Origin of the sequence: Microbulbifer pacificus (assembly GCF_033723955.1) — a bacterium.
GTDB classification, from domain to species: domain Bacteria; phylum Pseudomonadota; class Gammaproteobacteria; order Pseudomonadales; family Cellvibrionaceae; genus Microbulbifer; species Microbulbifer pacificus.
In genome coordinates this window covers 4042056-4061414 of sequence record NZ_CP137555.1, presented here as the reverse complement: position 1 = coordinate 4061414, position 19359 = coordinate 4042056, and the positions used below count along the sequence as shown (strand labels likewise).

Below are 19359 nucleotides of genomic sequence, written 5' to 3'. Positions count from 1 at the left end.
GTTTACAGGCGATTTCATGCGCAAATTTTCCCGAATTTTCTCGGCTCTGTTACTGCTCGCCCTCTCCTGCCTCGCCAATGCCCAGGACCTGACGGCCAGCGTCGATCGCAACGAACTTGCCATCAACGAGACCTTCACCCTCACCCTGCGCTACAGCGGCCCCCAGAGTGGCGGCCAACCGGACTTCAACCTGCTGGAGCAGGACTTCGAAGTGCTCTCTCGCCAGCAGTCCAACCAGTACCGGGTCATCAATGGCCATGCCGAAAGCTATGTCGAGTGGACCCTCGTGCTGGCGCCCCTGAAAGAAGGCAAAGTCTTCCTGCCTTCACTCCACCTCCACGGCCAGGTTTCCGACGCCATCCCGATCACCGTAAACAAAGCCGGTGAATCGCCAAGCGGTAACAGCCAGCAGGCGTTTCTCGAGGTCGAGCTGGATAAAGAGAAACTGTACGTCCAGGAACAACTCCTGGTTAAAGTCCGCTTGTACACAACGGTGGGCCTCCACGACATCGCCACCGACCCGTTGCAGATCGCCGGCGCACATGTTGAGAAAGTCGATGAACAACGCTACGAGCGCAGAATCAACGGCGTAGGCCACGCCGTCTACGAACTCACCTACGCCGTATTCCCGGAAAGCTCGGGCGAACTGCAGATTCCGGCACTAAATTACGTTGCTGTCACCGGCCGCCGGGACCCCTTTTCCCTCTTCAACCGCAACGCCCAGCGCATCCGTCTGCGCTCGGAAGCAAAAACCATACAGGTTGACCCCAAACCCGATAGCTATACCGGCAGCCACTGGCTCCCCGCCGCCAGCCTCGGCCTGGTGCAGAGCTGGAGTAAAGACCCAGAGGAATTCAAGGTTGGCGAGCCCATTACCCGCATCATTACCATGCGCGCAGAAGGTCTCCGCGCAGCGCAGCTTCCGCCACTACCGAAGCTGAATATCGAAGCCCTGAAAACCTATCCAGACCAACCGCAGCAAGAAGACCAATCTGGTGCGAATGGCATTACCGGCAGTCGTATTGAAACCACCGCGATTGTTGCTACACAGCCCGGCAGTTATCAGTTGCCGGCGATTACTATCACTTGGTGGGATAGCAAGACTGGACGTCAGCGGGCGACTCAGCTGCCGGCATTCCGCTTTAAAGTCTCAGGTGGCGCTTTGCCCCAAGCTGCGCAGCAGACTCGTCCAAGTAACGAGATATCGCCTGACATGCAGCCCACCATCAACAAGGACCACTTCTGGCGTAATCTTGCCATTGCTGCACTCGCGTCACATTTATTTTGGCTTGTTTATTTCATCCAGCAACGCCGAAATAGGATCCAACCGGAAAACAAAAACAACACAAAAGATCTGAACTTGAGAGCATTAACGAGAGAACTATCCATAGCTATAGATAGCGGTGACGCCCGCCTACTGAATAAAACCTTAGATAAATGGCTGAACACTCGATATGCGGGGGGCACACCAGAAACTGAGGAGTTCACAAAACTAAGAGAGCTTGTAAGCGAAGCCCTATATAAGCAACCGTCACGACCACTTAATATTGGGCAAATTAGAGTTTTGGTGAAACGAATAATCGATAGAGAAATACAGAACGAACAAGCAACTTCAAAAACATTATTACCCGATCTATTTGCTTGAAGCGCTGAAACGAATTCAGCGCTTTCTTGAGAACTAAAAACTGAATCAGGCCATTTCAGGCTGGCAATAGCGTTTCTGGTGAATCCAATCAACAATTTCACCGTCGGGCGTATATCCGTTTACTGTTTCCCGCAATAGCTGGCGTACCCGCTCGTAATCATCACGTTCGACAGCACCGAGCAGCTCCTCCATTACCCCCTTAAACATCTCCCACGGCAAATATTCTTCATTCGCCCGCATGATCATCGGATGATCCGTCGAGCTAACGTTATCGCCAATCAGCAGCTCCTCATAGAGTTTCTCGCCTGGGCGTAGGCCAGTAAACTCAATGGCAATGTCGCCACGCGGGTTAAGATCCGAACGAACACTGAATCCGCTCAGATGAATCATCTGTTCCGCCAATTCAACAATTTTAACCGGCTCCCCCATATCCAGCACAAATACGTCGCCACCATGCCCCATTGAGCCCGCCTGAATAACCAATTGAGCGGCTTCCGGGATGGTCATGAAATAGCGGGTTATATTTGGATGGGTCACCGTAACCGGGCCGCCATGTTTAATTTGGTCGCGAAAGCGTGGAATTACAGAACCAGATGATCCGAGTACGTTACCAAAACGCACCATGGTAAAACGGGTATTATTTACCTGTGGCAGACGCTTCCAGTCACCGAACAAAACAGGTGCGGACTCCGCATGCAGCGCCTGAAGCACCATTTCTGCAAGCCGCTTGGTACTGCCCATCACATTAGTTGGGCGTACAGCTTTATCGGTAGAAATCAAAACAAAATTTGTAACCCCGGTCTTAATTGCCGCCTGAGCTGCATACATAGACCCAAACACATTATTCAATACACCTTCGGCGACATTATGCTCAACCATTGGCACATGCTTGTACGCTGCCGCGTGATATACCGTGTTGACTGCCCAAGAGCGCATTGCATTTTCTAATAGGTCCGCATTACGTATAGAACCAAGGATCGGTACCAAGCGCACAGAAAGCGACTCCCGCTGGATTTGCCGCTCCAATTCAGCGTGAATTTCATACAAGTTAAATTCGCTGTGCTCAAACAACAGCAGAGTGGTAGGCCCTGAGTTCAAAATCTGTCGACACAACTCGGACCCTATTGAACCCCCGGCCCCGGTCACCATTACTACATGGCCACGAATAGAACGTTCAAAAAGCAACTTATTCGGTGGCACCGCATCGCGACCTAGCAGATCTGCAACATCCACTTCTTGAATATCGTCAACCTTAACCCGACCACTCGCCAAATCCATAAATCCAGGCACACTGCGCACATGCAGCGGAAGGTCCTCCAGCAGATCAAGAATCTCACGGCGTCGTGCGCGGGAGGCGGATGGAATCGCCAAGAGAATTTCCTGAACACCGGTCTGGTCAATCATGTCCTGCATATGCTTCGGATTGAATACGCGCAAGCCGGCAATGACCTGATTGGCAATACTCAAATCATCGTCAATGAATGCCACAGGTCGCATATCGCGCCCCAACCGCAATGCCGCCACCAACTGATTCCCCGCAGCACCGGCCCCATAGATAGCAACGCGAGGCAAGTGATCTTCACGGCTTACAAATGGCATTTTCCAAACGGAATCGAACCAGTGCCCCATAAAAAACTGGCGCATTAATAAGCGCAGGCCGCCAATGAGCCCCAAACTTAACCACCAGTAGATGAAAACAAGCGAGCGTGGAACCATAGCAGGTGTCTCACGATACCAATACACCACTAAGGCCAACACCAGAGACGAGAGTGTCACGGCTTTAAAAATCGTGATCAAAGCATCCTTGCCAAAATACCGCATTACCGCACGGTACATGCCAAGTCGTACAAAAATAGGGATTGCGATCAAGGATGCACTGATGAATAGCCACGAATATTTAGCAAAAGAGTAGTTAGGATTGTCGCCCCCCAAGCGAATGACGAATGCCAACCACAAAGCCAACCAAACCAAGAATATATCGACGGCGACTTGCAAAAGTCGCTTATTATGACGCGGCAACCCCAGCAACCAATTACGTAGCTTATCCACCAAAATTATCCCCCCGCGAAACCCCAATTAACCGCTAATTTCTCAATTCGTTGGTCGAACAGCTTCTGCCATTACAGATCGGAGCACATCACAAGTCTTGTCAATTTCCATATCCGTAAGCGTCGGATGCACCAAAAACATCAAACTTGTTTCGCCCAATGACCTCGCAACCGGCAAACGCTCTGTCGGTCGCCAGCCCGTCCCATCGAAAGCTTTTTCTAAATAAACCTCGGAGCACGAGCCCGAATAACAAGGAACACCTTTTGCGTTTATCTCACTTATAATTCTATCGCGATCCCAACCACGCTCCAGCTCCGACGGCTCGACAAATACATAGCATTTATAGGCCGCATGATTGATGTCACTGGGTAAAGCTGGCACGCGAAGTCCCTTCAGAGAACTAGCGACTGACCATATACGATTGGCGTTGGCCAACCGTTTCGCATGCCAATCCTTCATTCGTCCCAATTGGATGCGACCAATGACGGCTTGCACCTCCATCATTCGCCAGTTGGTACCGAAACTATCATGCAGCCATCGAAACCCGGGAACATGTTGCCGCTCGTAAACAGCCTCCCAAGACTTACCATGATCCTTGATTGACCACATACGTGACCACAACTCACGATCATTGGTAGTCACCATTCCTCCCTCACCGCCAGTAGACATAATCTTATCTTGGCAGAAAGACCAGGCTCCGACATGGCCTATGGATCCAACTGGCTGACCTTTATAATGCGCGCCATGAGCTTGAGCACAATCCTCGATCACTTTCAGATCATACTCGGCAGCCAGCGCCATAATAGGATCCATGTCGCAGGGCCAGCCGGCGAGATGCACACAAATAATCGCCCGAGTACGTGGTGAGAGTACCGCGCGGATGGTTTCAGTTGTAATATTCTGAGATTCATTGTTGACATCTGCAAATACCGGAACCGCGCCGGCATTCACGATACTAGACACTGACGCAAGGAATGTACGCGAAGTTACAATCACTTCGTCACCATTACCTATACCCACTGCCTGCAGAGCAACGTCGAGTGCAACCGTACCGTTGGCCAAGGCAACCGAATGTTTGGTTCCGGCCCATTCCGCAAATTCCTTTTCGAACTCGCGACACTCCTGCCCAGTCCAGTAGTTGACCTTATTAGAGAGAACTATATCACGAACAGCATCAGCCTCATCATGAGAAAATGAGGGCCAAGGGGAGAATGGGGTGTTAAGCATTGTGTGAGACAACCAATATTAGTATTTGAAAAAACCGAAGCCGGTTTTCCGGCCTAGCAAGTTGGCGCGCACCATCTTACGCAACAAAGGGTGCGCGCGGTACTTAGGATCACCCGTTTCACTGTGCAGTGTTTCCATGATGGAAAGATTGACGTCATTGCCTATTAGATCTGCCAGAGCAAGAGGTCCGATAGGATGATTTGCACCTAGCGTCATTGCCTTATCGATTTCCTCTGCAGTGGCAACGGATTCCGCCAAGATACCAATGGCTTCATTTATCATGGGAATTAGCATGCGGTTGACTATGAAACCGGGCGCTTCGTTAACCACGACCGGATCTTTGCCAAGCTTGCGGGCAAAATCCAAAGCCCAATTAAGCGTACACTGAGAGGTAGTCAGGCCGGCGATTACCTCAGTGAGCTTCATGACGGGAGCTGGATTGAAAAAATGCAGCCCCACAACATTAGCCGGGTTCGCAGTTAGACTGGCAAGCTCTGTAATGGAAAGCGATGATGTATTCGAAGCTAAAATTGTGTCCGGACTAGTAACCTTCGCCAGACTGACGAAAACATCACGCTTGGCATCCATATTTTCTGAAACTGCTTCTATGATGCACTGAGCATCAGTTAGATCTGCGTAGTCTTCCGTAGCAACGATCTTTCGAATGAAGCGTGATGCTTCCTCAGCAGCAATGCGCTTTTTAGCAACAAGTCGTCCCAACTGAACTTCAAGATCAGAAAAAGCGCTATGAATACTTTTCAGAGAGCGCCCTTTCCATATAATTGAAGTGACATCTTCAGTCTGAGCGAGCACTTGAACAATTCCCCTCCCCATAGTTCCCGCTCCAACTATGGCAACTTTTAATCCACGATTAATAGAAGACATCATTTAAAATCTCGTCAATCATTAATAATCTTGAAAGGTTTTGCAGGGTTTCCAAAAATTACCGTATTTTCCGTTACATCTTTGGTCACAACACTCCCCATACCAACCATTGCACCATCGTTAATGGTTAACCCCTGGCGAATAGACGCACCCGTACCCACCTCTGACCGCTGACCAATTCGCACATTGCCCGAAACAGCTACCATGGGTGCTATAGTGACGAAATTTTCTATTACAGCCTCATGGCCAATCGAGCAATTAAGATTAATAATGACGTGAGCACCAATACTGATTTCAACTGTTCCGACCGTACCTGCACATACAACACTACCTGAACCAATCGTGACATGTTCAGGCATGACGACAGCGTCGGGGTCAATCAACGTAGCAAATGAAGGCATACCCAAAGTGCACATTTTGTCATACACTTTTTTCCGGATCCGAGGATTACCGATCGCAATGACAAAATCACAGTCAGCATATTCGACCCACTGCGCTACCTCACCCAATATGGGGACGGAATGAAATGCCTGCCCAACAACTTCGGGATTATCATCAAGAAAACCACGAACCGTTACTCCTAGGCGAGAAGCAAGCCAAAAAACCTCCTTACCAAAACCACTAAAGCCAATAATGATCAAATCTTTTCGATAAGCTTTCATTTATCAAGTTTTCCTTCAAATTTTGGCATAGTGGCTTCACCTTCGGCAGTGATTCCGTCACGCAATAACACCTTCTTTATGGTCAGGCAGATGATTTTCATATCCAGAAAAAAAGAACGATTGTCCACATACCAGATATCCAGATTAAATTTTTCGTCCCAACTCAATGCATTGCGGCCGTTGACCTGAGCCCAGCCACTAATTCCCGGCCTTACCTCATGGCGCCGGTATTGCTCCGGACTGTAGAGTGGTAAATATTCCATGAGCAACGGACGTGGGCCTATCAGGCTCATATCACCCTTGAGTACATTCCACAGTTCCGGTAGCTCATCTAGGCTGCTAGAACGCAGAAAACTACCAAACGGTGTCATTCGCTCGGAGTCCGGCAGCAAGCCGCCTGTCGCATCCACGGCATCGCGCATAGTGCGAAATTTAACCATCTCGAATGGCCTACCATTCAAGCCAGGACGAACTTGACGGAACAGTACAGGAATGCCAAGTTTGCGGCGGATTTGCCAGGCAATAAGAGCAATGACCGGCGCGAACAGCAGCAAACCTAGGGCTGAAGAAAAAATATCGAAAATGCGTTTTAACATCCGATTACCTTAAATGGGGAAAAACTGCCAAAAAGTGACTCGATGCGTTTATGACGCTAACCGAAGAAATTACGCCGTTACATCAGCTAACCTTCTGAATATCACCCCAAAGCGTTGGCTTCCGACACTCAAAGAAAGTTTTTCGCGATAGAAATTACGACTGTTATCTGCCATGGCTTTGCGCTCTTCAGGGGAAGTAAGTTTAAGAGACAAAGCTGCATTTGCAATAGCGCGGGGGTCTTCCGAATCTGCCACCAAGCCACATCTACTTTCCCTTATCAGGTCCGCAGCATCACCATCTACGGCCATTAAAATAGGTTTTCCTACCGCCATATAAGCCTGAGCCTTGGAAGGAATAGTGATGGCAAATAACGGATCTTTCTTAAGATGTACAAGCAAAGCATCGGCGGCATCAAGATAGCTTCCGACTTCGGCCATAGGAACCGGAGGAAGAAAAACTACATTTCTCAAGCCTTTATCTAATGCTGCCTGCTGCAATTGAGTGACCTCAATGCCACCACCGAGAAATACAAAAGCCAAATCGGGAGAAGACTCCTGCAATAGCTCGGCAGCATCGAGAACAGCATTCAACGCCTGGGCCTTACCCATATTTCCAGCAAACAAAATACGAAACTTTCTACTGTCTGGAAAAGAGTCAGACAACTTCCCCAGTGGAGCGGCAAGTGTATCCTCCGCACACCAGTTATAGATTACCTCAACCTTGCCCTCCGGCACGCCACGCTCAATCAGCAAGCGCTTAAAGCCTGGAGACAATACAACTAACTGATCGACGCGCCGATACACCCAATCACATACCCAGGATACGGCTTTCAGTGCTTTCTCATTGGAAAACATCCCGGTAGCCCGCAACGTATCCGGCCACATGTCCTGGATGTCATAGACGACAGGGATCCGACGGAACATACGGATCAACGCCGCAACAACACCGACAGTGAGTGGCGGGTGATAAGCATAGATGACGTCCGGGCGTCTGGCACCGAATAAACTATAAAAAAGAGAAGTCGCAGCAAAACTCGCATAATTAAGTATCCGCCCAATCGCGCTTTGATCATGACTCGGATACAGCGGCAATCGTGTCACTTTAACCCCGTCGATCTGTTCACGTTGCACTAATTTGAGCTTGTACCCGGGATAGAACTTACCTCCCGGATAGTTGGGGAAACCGGTCACAACCTCTACATCAAAGCCTTGCTTGACCAGCTCGCGAGCGAAGACCAGCCCCTTGAAAGTTGGTTCTGGATCAAACCATTGAGTCAGAATGAGGACACGAGTAGCCACTTAATCAGTACCTTTTCCACACCGTCCGCATGACGTAATCACGGTAGCTATGAATGATCCTCACTACCTTTTCCGCCACGTTAGGCATACTGTAGTCTGCCACCAAATTTAAGCTACGCACTTCGCCGCTTGCTTGCTGCTCCAGTATTTGGAGGCCCTGAATGACTCGCTCGACCTCAAGTCCAACCATCATTACAGCAGCTTCCTCCATACCCTCGGGGCGTTCATGTGCCTCGCGGATATTTAGCGCTGGAAAGTTGAGGATAGAGGACTCTTCGTTGATCGTGCCACTATCTGACAATACCGCCTTTGCCGCGAGCTGCAGTTTGTTGTATGCCTTGAAGCCCAGCGGTTTAAGCAAGCGCACATTATCGTGAAACGTCACCGCCATGGCATCCACCCGCTTCTGGGTTCGCGGATGGGTGGAGACAATCACCGGGTAATCGTAATACGCCGCAATAGTGTTGAGAACATTCACCAGCTTGAGAAAATTCTTGTCGGAATCCACGTTCTCCTCACGGTGAGCACTCACCACGAAAAACTTACCAGCCTCCAGCCCCAAGCGCTCCAGCACATCAGATGCGTCTATACCGTCTCGGTAATGGTTGAGTACCTCATACATCGGACTGCCTGTTTTAATCACCATGTCCGGCGATAGCCCTTCCCTCAAGAGATAGTCGCGTGCAATAGTGCTATAGGTCAGATTGATATCAGCGGTATGGTCAACGATACGACGATTGACTTCTTCTGGTACGCGCATATCAAAGCAACGATTTCCAGCTTCCATATGGAACGTCGGAATTTTACGCCGCTTAGCTGGAATCACCGCCATACAACTATTGGTATCCCCCAGTACCAACACGGCCTCCGGCTGCACTTCTGCCAGCACTCGATCCACAGCAACTATCACGTTACCTATCGTTTCAGCGCCTGTTGCACCAGCAGCGCTGAGGAAATGATCTGGTTTACGAATACCGAGATCCTGAAAGAATATCTCGTTCAGCTCGTAATCATAATTTTGACCAGTGTGCACCAAAATATGCTCACAGTACTGATCAAGTTTGGCCATAACCCGTGACAGGCGGATGATTTCCGGGCGAGTACCCACCACAGTTACAACTTTTAATTTCTTCATTGAAACTCTCTTCAAGGGTGCCTTTATACTTCGGTACAAATGGGGCGCGCATAGGTATCCGGATGCTCACGATCAAAAATCTCATTTGCCCAGAGCATCACAATCATTTCTTCATCACCGACATTGGTGATGTCGTGAGTCCAACCAGGTACGGTTTCGACTATTTCTGGCTGCTCCCCCGACGTAGAGTGCTCATGGAACTCGCCTGTAGTGATATGACGAAAGCGGAAACATGCCTGGCCCTTGATAACAAGAAATTTCTCTGTCTTGGAGTGGTGGTAGTGCCCGCCACGAGTGATACCAGGATGTGCGGTGAAAAAAGAAAATTGGCCGGAATCGCGGGTTTTTAGCATCTCAACGAAGACACCACGTGGATCACCATACTTCGGCACCTCATAAGAAAAACGCTCGGGCGGTAAATAACTTAGGTAGGTAGCGTACAAAGCACGCTTCAAGCCAGTACCGACCGCCTCAGTAGTCAAAGTAGCGCGACTATCACGAAAAACTTGCAACTGCTCTGCCAGCTCGCCAACTGTAATGGTGTATTGCGGATTAACCGAAACAAATGGGTTACCAGCCAGTCGCCCCTCCATCACAGAGATGAAATGAGTAATCACATCGTCGATATAAACCAGGTTGACGAGAGCTTGACGATCGTTAATCTGAATAGGCAGATCACGGGCGATGTTGTGGCAGAAAGTCGCCACAGCAGAGTTGTAGTTCGGGCGAGCCCATTTTCCGAACACATTGGGCAAGCGGAAAAGGTGCACAACGGAGCCATGCCTCTTAGCAAGATCAAGTAGCGCCCCCTCGGCGCCACGCTTACTAACGCCATAAAGGTTGTCCAATTCGGCTTGGCTAGAAGAGGTATAGAGCACCGGAATTTTCCGGCCACTTGATTCAATAGCCTCACACAGCTTGTATGTCAGGTCAGTGTTGCCACTCTGAAATTCCAGGGGATCCTGCGGACGATTGACACCAGCGAGGTGAAATACAAAACCAGCCTGATTTACTAGGCCCGCCAATGCGTCCAGCGAATCATTTCGGGTGAAGCACAACACTTCAATATCGCGTCGCTCATCCAGATGCGCGATAAGATTCCGTCCTATAAAACCATTCGCACCGGTGATCAGAACTTTCATCCCTCACTCCTCCGGCGCTACGCGCTCACCTTGCTGGATGGAACGAATGAAATCCAGCTTCAGCAGCAGGCGCTCCATACCTTCAACATCCAGACGTTGGGTATTGTGCGAATTATAGTCCTCGGCGCGAGAAATCTTCTCTTCGCCCTGCTCAAAAAACTTAGCGTAGTTAAGATCACGTAGGTCCGGCGGTACGCGATAGTAATCGCCTCGGTCTTCGGCACAGGCCATTTCTTCTCGGCTGAGGAGTGCCTCGTAAAGTTTCTCGCCATGACGAGTACCGATAACTTCAATTGGGTACTCGGGCTTATCAAGCATCCGTGTAAGCGCCCTAGCTAGAGTTTCAACCGTGGCAGCTGGCGCTTTCTGCACGAAAAGATCGCCGTTGCTACCGTGCTCGAAGGCATACAACACAAGTTCTACCGCATCAGCCAGCGTCATCATAAAGCGAGTCATGTTAGGGTCGGTCAGCGTCAGCGGCTTACCAGCGCGAATCTGATCCACAAACAATGGAATCACTGAGCCTCGCGATGCCATTACATTGCCATATCGGGTACCGCAGATAACCGTTTTTTCTTCATCGACGTTGCGAGACTTGGCCACCATCACTTTCTCCATCATCGCCTTGGAGATACCCATGGCATTGATGGGGTAAACAGCTTTGTCTGTGCTAAGGCAGACAACGCGCCGAACACCATTTTGGATGGCCGCTTCCAACACATTTTCAGTCCCAACGACATTGGTCTTAACAGCTTCCATCGGGTGGAATTCGCAGGAAGGTACCTGCTTAAGTGCAGCAGCATGAAAAATATAATCCACACCACGGGTAGCATTCAGCACACTCTGAAAATCGCGCACGTCGCCGATATAAAACTTCAGCTTAGAATTAGCGTAGCGCTTACGCATATCATCTTGCTTTTTTTCGTCTCGACTAAAAATACGAATCTCACGGATGCCGGTAGTAAGAAATTTATCTAAAACTGCATTCCCGAATGATCCAGTGCCACCTGTTATTAGCAGCACTTTATTCTCAAATGACGCGCCTGCAGCATAATTTCCGTTATATTTCATATTCATTTTCTCTCACATTATTCTGCAAATTAGCTTCAAAAAACCCTGAATCAGCAAGTACGCGCAAAAATAGGGTTCGGTGCGCCTCGACCTCCGACCCCGTTCTTTGACGCTCTTGTGCATAGGCAAATACGTTTACCCGCAACACTGCATACTCTTCAGGACCCAACTTCCAAATCTGGGAAAGGGCTTCATGGAAACCCGCTGGAGTTTCAAGCGAAATATCAAAACCAATCCCCTTTTCCGCAAGGCCCCGCCAGGGAGTAGTATCCGAGATAAGCACGGGCGTGCCGACACCCAGCGCCTCAGCAATGACATGTCCAAAATTTTCACCTTGCGTAGGCAAAAAAAACAGATCATGAGCCACCATCGCATTAGCCACTTTGTCATGGGGTATCGCACCGACCCAATCCACAATGACATGATCAGGCAAGGCTCGAATTTGTTCTCGGCAACGCTCTGAATATGCAACATCCTCTTCCGGACCCATTACAGTAAAGCGTATTGGAATACTGACATTTTTCAAAACATCAAACGCAAAACCAAGATTTTTCTTTGGTGAAATACGCGACAAAAATAAAACACGCAATGGTTCATCTTTAGCGCGTAACGCATGAAATGGTGGCTCTGCAGGAAGCGGTGCAGCCAAATTACACGCAATTCCAACCTGACCATCCGGAACCGCCATTTTCGCCTGAATATCGACCTTCTCGTGCTCAGTGGAAGCGTGCCAAAAAATATCACGGAAAAGCCCAAGCGCTTTCCCAACCTGTATATATGCTTGCTTCTTTACATGATTGATAGCTAGCGCCCCTGGACTAAATTCTCCACGCGGAGCGAGTAAAACAGGTGCGGCGGGACAATTGAAAAACCGTCTAGCCATAAGCAGCGCAATAGTGAACCGTGAGCTAAAGAAACTATTCAGGTAAAGTAAATCATGCGGCGTTTCGCGTAAGATTTTAGCCAACCCCCATGGCGTAAGAGACCCGGGAGAACAATAACGAACTTGCGCACCATGAGCCTCCACCCACTGATCGCGAGGCAACCCTGCATAAGGTTCACTATCACCTAAATCCCGATCGGAAGTTAGAATCAAAAATTCAAAATCACCTTTCAAATGAGAAAGCAAATATGAAAGACTGCGAACCGGGCCGCCGGCGCGAAAAGCAGGCGTAAAAAAAGAAACAGAAATAAGAATGCGCATATTACAATTCAAGCCAATGATGATTCAGAGCTTAGTAACCTTTTAGATTCCACCTCGCGACCTAACCGAGTGACAACCCCAGCCACAACATAAGCAAGCACCGTTATAATGCTCGAAACATTTGCGAGATACCCCTCAAAAAGGCTGAGAGTTAAAACAAAAAAAAGGAGCGTTGAGGCAAGCCCTCCATAACCAACTTTGCGCACACGAAAGGACGCCACTATAGCAACAAGCCAAAATACACCAAACCCTAGAAACCCTACACCCGTGGACAACCACACATCAAAATAAGAAAGTTCTGATTTGATTCGATCGCCATCAAGCGAGAACCCAGTTCCAAATACCCAATAATATTCGTTAAGCTTAGCTATATAATTTTCCAGAATCTGTACGCGCCCGGACTCCTCCATCACATCCCGCTGAACCACAATGTCATCGGGACCAACGCCAACCAGAAAATACGAAACTGCGACAAATGAAAAAACAACACCCACCGCCACTTTCAACCTTGTGCTAAACGGCATCAAAAACAGCCCAATCGATGTCGCCAATATCGCAGCTCGTGAAAACGACATGAGCAGCATAACAACCAGGCCCAGCACGGAAACCAAACACAGCAACCTCTCCAACCTTCGACCAGGCGCAACAAATCCCCGCCACACACAAGCTATCAATAAAACGGAGCAAAATGCAGAAAACGGATTTGGATTATAAAAAACCCCTTGAAACTGGTGTTTACCATAGGTATAGGCGTCCGAATCACCCATAGAGATACCGTTTATCAGTAAAAAAATCGGACTAATCCAAACCAGAACATTAACAATTTCCTCAAAAAAACGCCTAGAATTTCTAGCACCAAACGCACAGTAAAGTAGAAACAGCAATATATAACCAAATATATTGAATAAGGTTGTCAGATTGAAATCTGAAGGGAGAGTAAAAAAAGCCCCGAAAAACAAAAAAATAAAATACCCAAAAATTGCCAACGATGCTCCAGCAAGATGACCAGCACAAATAACCGCAGTAAGTGAAAACAATATCAACACCCCCTGCTTCGCGACACCTATAAAGGGCGCATGCTCAAATGATCTGGAAAGGGCCGCAGCAAACACCAAAAACGTACTTACAATGATAAAATATCGAAAAAACGAAGCAGCAATAACTGTAAAGGCTTTCATTTCGCGAACCCACATCGCTTCACTTGGCACCTCGCGATATACCCATCCAACTGTTTTCCCATGCACACTCAGGGCGCATTAGGCGCCATGAAAAAACAGCCAGTGGCAACATAGAAATGAAAAATGAAATAGCCGAAATCACCCACATCAACCCGTGAACAATTACATTTGACGATAAAATAAAAACAACGCCAGATACCGCGACACCCTTTGCAAGCATGCATATAGACGCAAAGCGAAGGTACCCCAAGGCCGTAACGAAGCCAAAAAATGTTATCTCCAACGTAAGCACCAGGATATAAACGCCGGCTCCCCGAGTTAGCTCAGGCCAAGGAACAACACTTCCGCCATACCAATATTGAAAAATTGCGGTGCCAAAAATGAAAAACAGGAAAGCAATTGCAAACCCAACCAAACTGTTCATCATTGTTACATTGATAAACACACGGCGTATCCACAGACCATCTCCCCTCGCCTTCGCCTCAGGGAGCGCACCACGTAGAGGGGCCATAATGTGGTTAAATACAACTGTAGCAAGAAGAACGCTATTCATTACTGCAGCAAAAGAAGCCGCAACAATTGACTCACAAAAGGCACCTACAATTAAAATACTAAGGTGGTGCGTTAAAAAGTTTGACACTGTTGTCCCTGAGACGAAATGCAACCCATCCTTAAAAATAGCTCCAGCTCTAATCTTCACAGGGCCGGCGGAGGAGGTATACTTGGAGCAAAATTGCACCCACACAACTATAGCGTTGTAAATTCTCGCTACAGTGACAGGCAAATGAACAGCAATTAAAATTGAGAGCACACTTGGGTTATGGTTGGACACCCAAAAGACACTAGCAGCCGCCAAGAGGGTTCCCACCGCCATAGCAAGGTTGAGTCGATACTGTCTTTGTTGTGCAAGCTGTGCCGCTTCAAATACTGATACCACCTGTGTAACGAAAAACACAGCGCACGCAAAAAGAGCAGCATCATTCGGTGCAACTGAACCGTTTAGCTGGTTAGCAAAGACCATTGTCATAATGGGAGTGAACAAAATCAGTCCTACCGCCGCCAATGCAAGCGCAAAAGCGATTCCCCCAACAATGATCAAGGAGACACGTAGCGTGTCATGCGCTCTAGCATTATCACCCGCACCTATTGCTTCCGCCATGCGCAGCGTGGTTGCCTGCCCCATACCCAGATTCGATAAGGCCATAGCGGCAAGGAAAGCACCTAACATCGCATAGATAGTAAAATCCGCCGCACCTAAAGACGATGCAGCAATAGGCAGCGTGATCACCTGGAGAAGCACCCCCGACATACGCGCAACCAGAGATGTCGCTAGCGACAACCTTAAATTACGGCCGCGTGTAGCTCGTTGCTCACTCACCACCAACTCTTTGGTAGCGGAGTGTTTCATAACTTCCCCCCCCCACCTAACATCCCCAGTAAACGCATACACCCAACATCCGACCAATATCTCGCCGCACTAACAGTCACTATCCAGACTGCGACCAATTCAAATAATCAACAGCCTAAATGCAAACGATTTCACCTAAAAAGTTGGCCCCCAGTGTTGACGAGCAGCAAACTTGGAAACCCTCGAGGAACTTAACTTCAGGTCACCAAGCGGGAACCGCTTCCTCTATGGACACACACATTGCAAATAGGATTGATGCCCCCTTGCAGAGTACCTCTCATACAATGGGACGCAAAGTCACTCCTGCAATGTCAAACTCAGCCGACCAGATGGATTTCGCAAAGCTTGTGGACGCAAGAAAATGCGCATCATGGCGATAAATACACCTAACATACCGCCCAGCATAAGGCCGAGCACCAAAATTAACGATTTCCGAGGGTGCACAGGGCGAACAGGTTCGACAGCATTCTGATCAATAGAGACCAGCTTAATATCGGACACGTCGATTTTTAGATTTTGCAGGCGTGCAAACTCTTCACGCCACTCAGCCAGATCCTTAAGAAACAGATCTTCGTTTTCACGCAGCTTAAGCACCTCAACTTGCCTATTGTGCGACAGCAGCTGAAGCTCACTGGTAATTTGAGCGATACGCGGTTCAGTGAAATCGTCTGAGCGACGCTTCTGAAGGGCATTACGCTCCGCCTCCAATGCTTTAGTGCCCAAGAAATAGAGCGGTATTTGCTGGTTGTTTACCTCAGTGCGAATCACACTCCCTTGCGTTTCTCGCTCGACATATCCCAGCGCAGACGGCGTAGTTGGCTTTTCTATTTCTAGCGCGCCAGCAATACGAATCGCCTCCTCCAACTGTGCGATGCGGTTGTCTCGGCGAGTTTTAAGCTCTTTTCGCAGAGCCTCGAGTTTATCTTGCAACTCAGCACGTTTCAGATTATCAGCCTCAAGTAAAGCAGCAATTTTAACCTCCTTACTTGCCTCATAATTGGCACGAGCTGCTGAAATTTGTAACTCAAGCTGACCCAAGCGGTTTTGCACTAAGGTTTTCAAATCGGCACCAATACGCTCCCTCTCGGCAGTAATTGCATACTCTACAAAGCCATTGGCAACATCGACACCATTAACATCTGCAGGATAGGTTAATTGAATACCAACATAGGCGCTAAGATTATCGGATTTTTTCGGGTCAGGCTGGAGAATCCTGAAGGCTTCTTCATTGAATCTTTCGAATGTTTGCTCAAGACTACTATCAGGTTCCCGCAAGACCTTGAACAGATCTTGATTTTCCCGAAAGAACCCCAGACGGTTTTCATAGGATTCCAATGCCCCTCCGACACGCTGCAAGGCTTGTTCGGGCGACAATCGGTAAATGTCCGTACGATTCAAACCGTCAAGGTCTTTGATAGCAGCTGACCGCAATATGCTTTGCACTCGATATTCAGGAGTAGTCAAAAAAGCATAAGCCGTTGCCAAAATGGCAGCCACCAGCATCACCAGCCCAATGAGTAGCTTCTGGCCCCAGAGCGAACGAAAAAGCACCACCAAGTCGATTTCATCACTCATAGTTTGCTGCACAGGAGGAGAAGAAATTGCGTTCACGATTAGGCCCCATCAATCAAAAAATAACTAGCCACCATTTAAAGGCAGCAAATACTAGGAAACCACCAAAAAAAGTGGGTATTTTGCCACTCTCCTGCAACATTGCAACAACCCCCAAACTAATGAGGCTGCACTAATACTTTCTACCAACAAAATCCCACTGCGCTGAATTTCATCAACCCACTTGCCAATTGAGTTTTGATCGACAGGTTTCATAAAAATTATGCTGCAGGGGGTGTATCAAGGTAAGCCTGTATGGCTTTTTATGTATACGAACGATATCGCCCGGTTCTGTAACAACCTGGTCGTGCCCATCGCAAGTAACGTATGAGTGGGTCGCATTATGCTCGCTCACAATAATCTTGAACTCACTACTACCCTCCACAACAATAGGTCTACTACTCAATGTATGAGGGTTGAGTGGAACAACAACAATTGCGTCAAGTTTTGGATGCATGATTGGCCCCCCACCAGATAAAGCGTATGCGGTAGAGCCGGTCGGGGTCGAAACAATCAGGCCATCGGAGCGCTGCGTGTAAACGAACTGCCCATCAATGAATAGGTCAAACTCAATCATCCGGATATATTCACCGGGGTGGATGACTACATCATTAAGAGATGACCCTTTGCCTATTTGCTTACCATCTCGGGTAACAGACATATCCAGTAGAAAGCGGCTTTCTGCCATATATTTTCCGGCAAGCACTTCACCTACTTTCTGCTCGATTTCATCTGGGGTGATGTCAGTGAGGAAGCCCAGTCGGCCACGGTTTATACCAAGGAGAGGGACACTGAATTTGGCAAGCGCACGGGCTGCCCCAAGGAGGCTACCGTCACCACCGACCACAATGACAAGATCGCAGAGTTCTCCGAGCTTTTCCTTGCTCGAAACGCGAGCCTTGTGATTGGCAACGTCGTTTGCGGTATTTTTTTCGAGCACAACTGAGTAGCCCTCGCGCTCGAGAAACTCCATCAGGCGCATAAGCGAAAGGACTGCGCTGTCACTTTCAGTGCGACCGATGAGACCAATAGTGTGAAATTCCGACACCGCTCCCCCAGGTGCCCGAATTTGGGCGAATGCAGTTCTTTTATTGCGTTTGGCTACCAAGCTCACGCATTTTGGGCTTTACACCCAGTGATCGCTCAACTATTAGCCGATCCAATTAATATCGCCAACCATTATGCCTTACCAAGATGAGCGAGTCGAACAGCCCATAAAAAACAAACGAAAGCAGCCAAAAATCACACGAAATGGTTATATATTAACCAAACCAACTACCACCGACCTTTTCAACCAGCCAGTCCGCGCCTACCCTGCAAACCTCCAGTATGTAGCAGAAGGATGCGTTTTGGAGCAGCATTTTTGCGCACCAATTTATTTCCGTCTATTGGGGCAGCGAAGTGCGCTGCGGCACAAAACAGCTTCGCCGTGTAGACATGTTCGAGCCCCAAGTTTCCAAGTGCCTCGCATTTTCTCTGCGCGCTCAAAAGTGTCAGGCTACACTTGCCATAACCGCCATGGTGAGCATTCTCGACCAGGTCAAAGTGCCGCTCTCGCCCTTTGGCGCAGGCCCACCTTTCCGCAGATTTTCGAATACTTTTTTCGCCTTGCAACACAGGCACCCCTGTTAGTTTGACTCTGTCAGGCAAGCCCACCGCTAGGGCACCAAGCGTAACCCCGGTACCGGAGGCCACCCAGCACTCGTCGAATTGCTTTGGACTCGTTTCGCAGATTACATCAGCCAGTATGTTTATTCCCTTTGCTCCAAGCTCGTTTGCGCCGCCTTCTGGTATGAACCAGAAATTTTCGCAAGCAAGACCAACTTTAGCCAGGAAGTCCATATCATTGCGGCCACGGTAAGCCACTCTGGAAACAAAATGCAGATCCATGCCAAACCTTTCGGCATCCTGCAACATTGCACTAAGCGCCGGCGGTCTCTCACCACGAATGATACCGATGGTATGGAAATCAAACCTCGCTCCCGCCGCCGCTGTCGCATGAATATGATTTGACCAGGCCCCACCGCAGGTAACGATGGTATCTTTGCCCTGGGCACGTGCTTCCAACAGGTTGTAGATCAGCTTGTAGGCTTTATTGCCCGAGATCAGGGGGTCGATGAGATCATCGCGGCGGATCCAAAGATCGATCCCCGGAAAAAGCTCGGAACTGATCTGCTGATAGGGAACGTTTCTGGCGGCCTCGATGAACGCCTCGAGACTCAATTCCGTGAGGTAGCGCACTATGTG

At 48.8% G+C, this 19359-nt stretch carries 16 protein-coding genes; 1 reads left to right on the top strand and 15 read right to left on the bottom strand.

Features of this window, described 5'->3' with window-relative positions; genetic code table 11:
* Positions 1-16: 16 nt before the first annotated feature.
* On the top strand, positions 17-1645 hold the full coding sequence (locus tag R5R33_RS17190; protein ID WP_318953924.1) for a BatD family protein: 1629 nt from the start codon (positions 17-19) through the stop codon (positions 1643-1645).
* A gap of 45 nt (positions 1646-1690) precedes the next feature.
* On the opposite strand, the gene R5R33_RS17185 is transcribed toward R5R33_RS17190, so the two are convergent.
* The 15 genes from R5R33_RS17185 to R5R33_RS17115 form a co-directional block, all read right to left on the bottom strand.
* The gene (locus R5R33_RS17185; RefSeq protein WP_318953923.1) at positions 1691-3694 is read right to left on the bottom strand and encodes a polysaccharide biosynthesis protein; all 2004 of its coding nucleotides are present in this window, start codon (positions 3692-3694) and stop codon (positions 1691-1693) included.
* 42 nt (positions 3695-3736) lie between these two features.
* Complete coding sequence (locus R5R33_RS17180) at positions 3737-4921, bottom strand: DegT/DnrJ/EryC1/StrS family aminotransferase (protein ID WP_318953922.1); 1185 nt, start codon at positions 4919-4921, stop codon at positions 3737-3739.
* An 18-nt stretch (positions 4922-4939) separates the two neighbouring features.
* Entirely contained in the window at positions 4940-5809 is an 870-nt protein-coding gene (locus R5R33_RS17175; RefSeq protein WP_318953921.1) for a 3-hydroxyacyl-CoA dehydrogenase NAD-binding domain-containing protein, read from the bottom strand.
* A gap of 11 nt (positions 5810-5820) precedes the next feature.
* Positions 5821-6468, bottom strand: coding sequence for an acetyltransferase (locus R5R33_RS17170; protein WP_318953920.1), 648 nt, complete (start codon positions 6466-6468; stop codon positions 5821-5823).
* The gene (locus R5R33_RS17165) at positions 6465-7064 is read right to left on the bottom strand and encodes a sugar transferase (protein ID WP_318953919.1); all 600 of its coding nucleotides are present in this window, start codon (positions 7062-7064) and stop codon (positions 6465-6467) included. Before R5R33_RS17165 ends, R5R33_RS17170 begins: the two co-directional genes overlap by 4 nt.
* 69 nt (positions 7065-7133) lie before the next feature.
* A complete protein-coding gene (locus R5R33_RS17160; RefSeq protein WP_318953918.1) occupies positions 7134-8363 on the bottom strand; it encodes a glycosyltransferase family 4 protein in 1230 nt (409 codons plus the stop codon).
* A 4-nt stretch (positions 8364-8367) separates the two neighbouring features.
* Complete coding sequence (gene wecB, locus R5R33_RS17155; protein WP_318953917.1) at positions 8368-9498, bottom strand: non-hydrolyzing UDP-N-acetylglucosamine 2-epimerase; 1131 nt, start codon at positions 9496-9498, stop codon at positions 8368-8370.
* Positions 9499-9521: 23 nt separating this feature from the next.
* Entirely contained in the window at positions 9522-10640 is a 1119-nt protein-coding gene (gene wbjC, locus R5R33_RS17150) for a UDP-2-acetamido-2,6-beta-L-arabino-hexul-4-ose reductase (protein WP_318953916.1), read from the bottom strand.
* Positions 10641-10643: 3 nt separating this feature from the next.
* Complete coding sequence (locus tag R5R33_RS17145) at positions 10644-11717, bottom strand: polysaccharide biosynthesis protein (protein ID WP_318953915.1); 1074 nt, start codon at positions 11715-11717, stop codon at positions 10644-10646.
* Positions 11701-12915 carry a glycosyltransferase gene (locus tag R5R33_RS17140; protein WP_318953914.1) on the bottom strand — a complete coding sequence of 405 codons (1215 nt, stop codon included), beginning with the start codon at positions 12913-12915 and terminating at the stop codon, positions 11701-11703. Before R5R33_RS17140 ends, R5R33_RS17145 begins: the two co-directional genes overlap by 17 nt.
* Before the next feature lie 8 nt (positions 12916-12923).
* Entirely contained in the window at positions 12924-14123 is a 1200-nt protein-coding gene (locus R5R33_RS17135; RefSeq protein ID WP_318953913.1) for an O-antigen ligase family protein, read from the bottom strand.
* Positions 14113-15501 carry a lipopolysaccharide biosynthesis protein gene (locus R5R33_RS17130; protein WP_318953912.1) on the bottom strand — a complete coding sequence of 463 codons (1389 nt, stop codon included), beginning with the start codon at positions 15499-15501 and terminating at the stop codon, positions 14113-14115. Before R5R33_RS17130 ends, R5R33_RS17135 begins: the two co-directional genes overlap by 11 nt.
* A gap of 297 nt (positions 15502-15798) precedes the next feature.
* Entirely contained in the window at positions 15799-17076 is a 1278-nt protein-coding gene (locus R5R33_RS17125) for a Wzz/FepE/Etk N-terminal domain-containing protein (protein WP_318953911.1), read from the bottom strand.
* A gap of 211 nt (positions 17077-17287) precedes the next feature.
* Positions 17288-18160 carry an NAD(+) kinase gene (locus R5R33_RS17120; RefSeq protein WP_318955753.1) on the bottom strand — a complete coding sequence of 291 codons (873 nt, stop codon included), beginning with the start codon at positions 18158-18160 and terminating at the stop codon, positions 17288-17290.
* A 242-nt stretch (positions 18161-18402) separates the two neighbouring features.
* On the bottom strand, positions 18403-19353 hold the full coding sequence (locus R5R33_RS17115) for a 1-aminocyclopropane-1-carboxylate deaminase/D-cysteine desulfhydrase (protein ID WP_318953910.1): 951 nt from the start codon (positions 19351-19353) through the stop codon (positions 18403-18405).
* Positions 19354-19359: the final 6 nt, after the last annotated feature.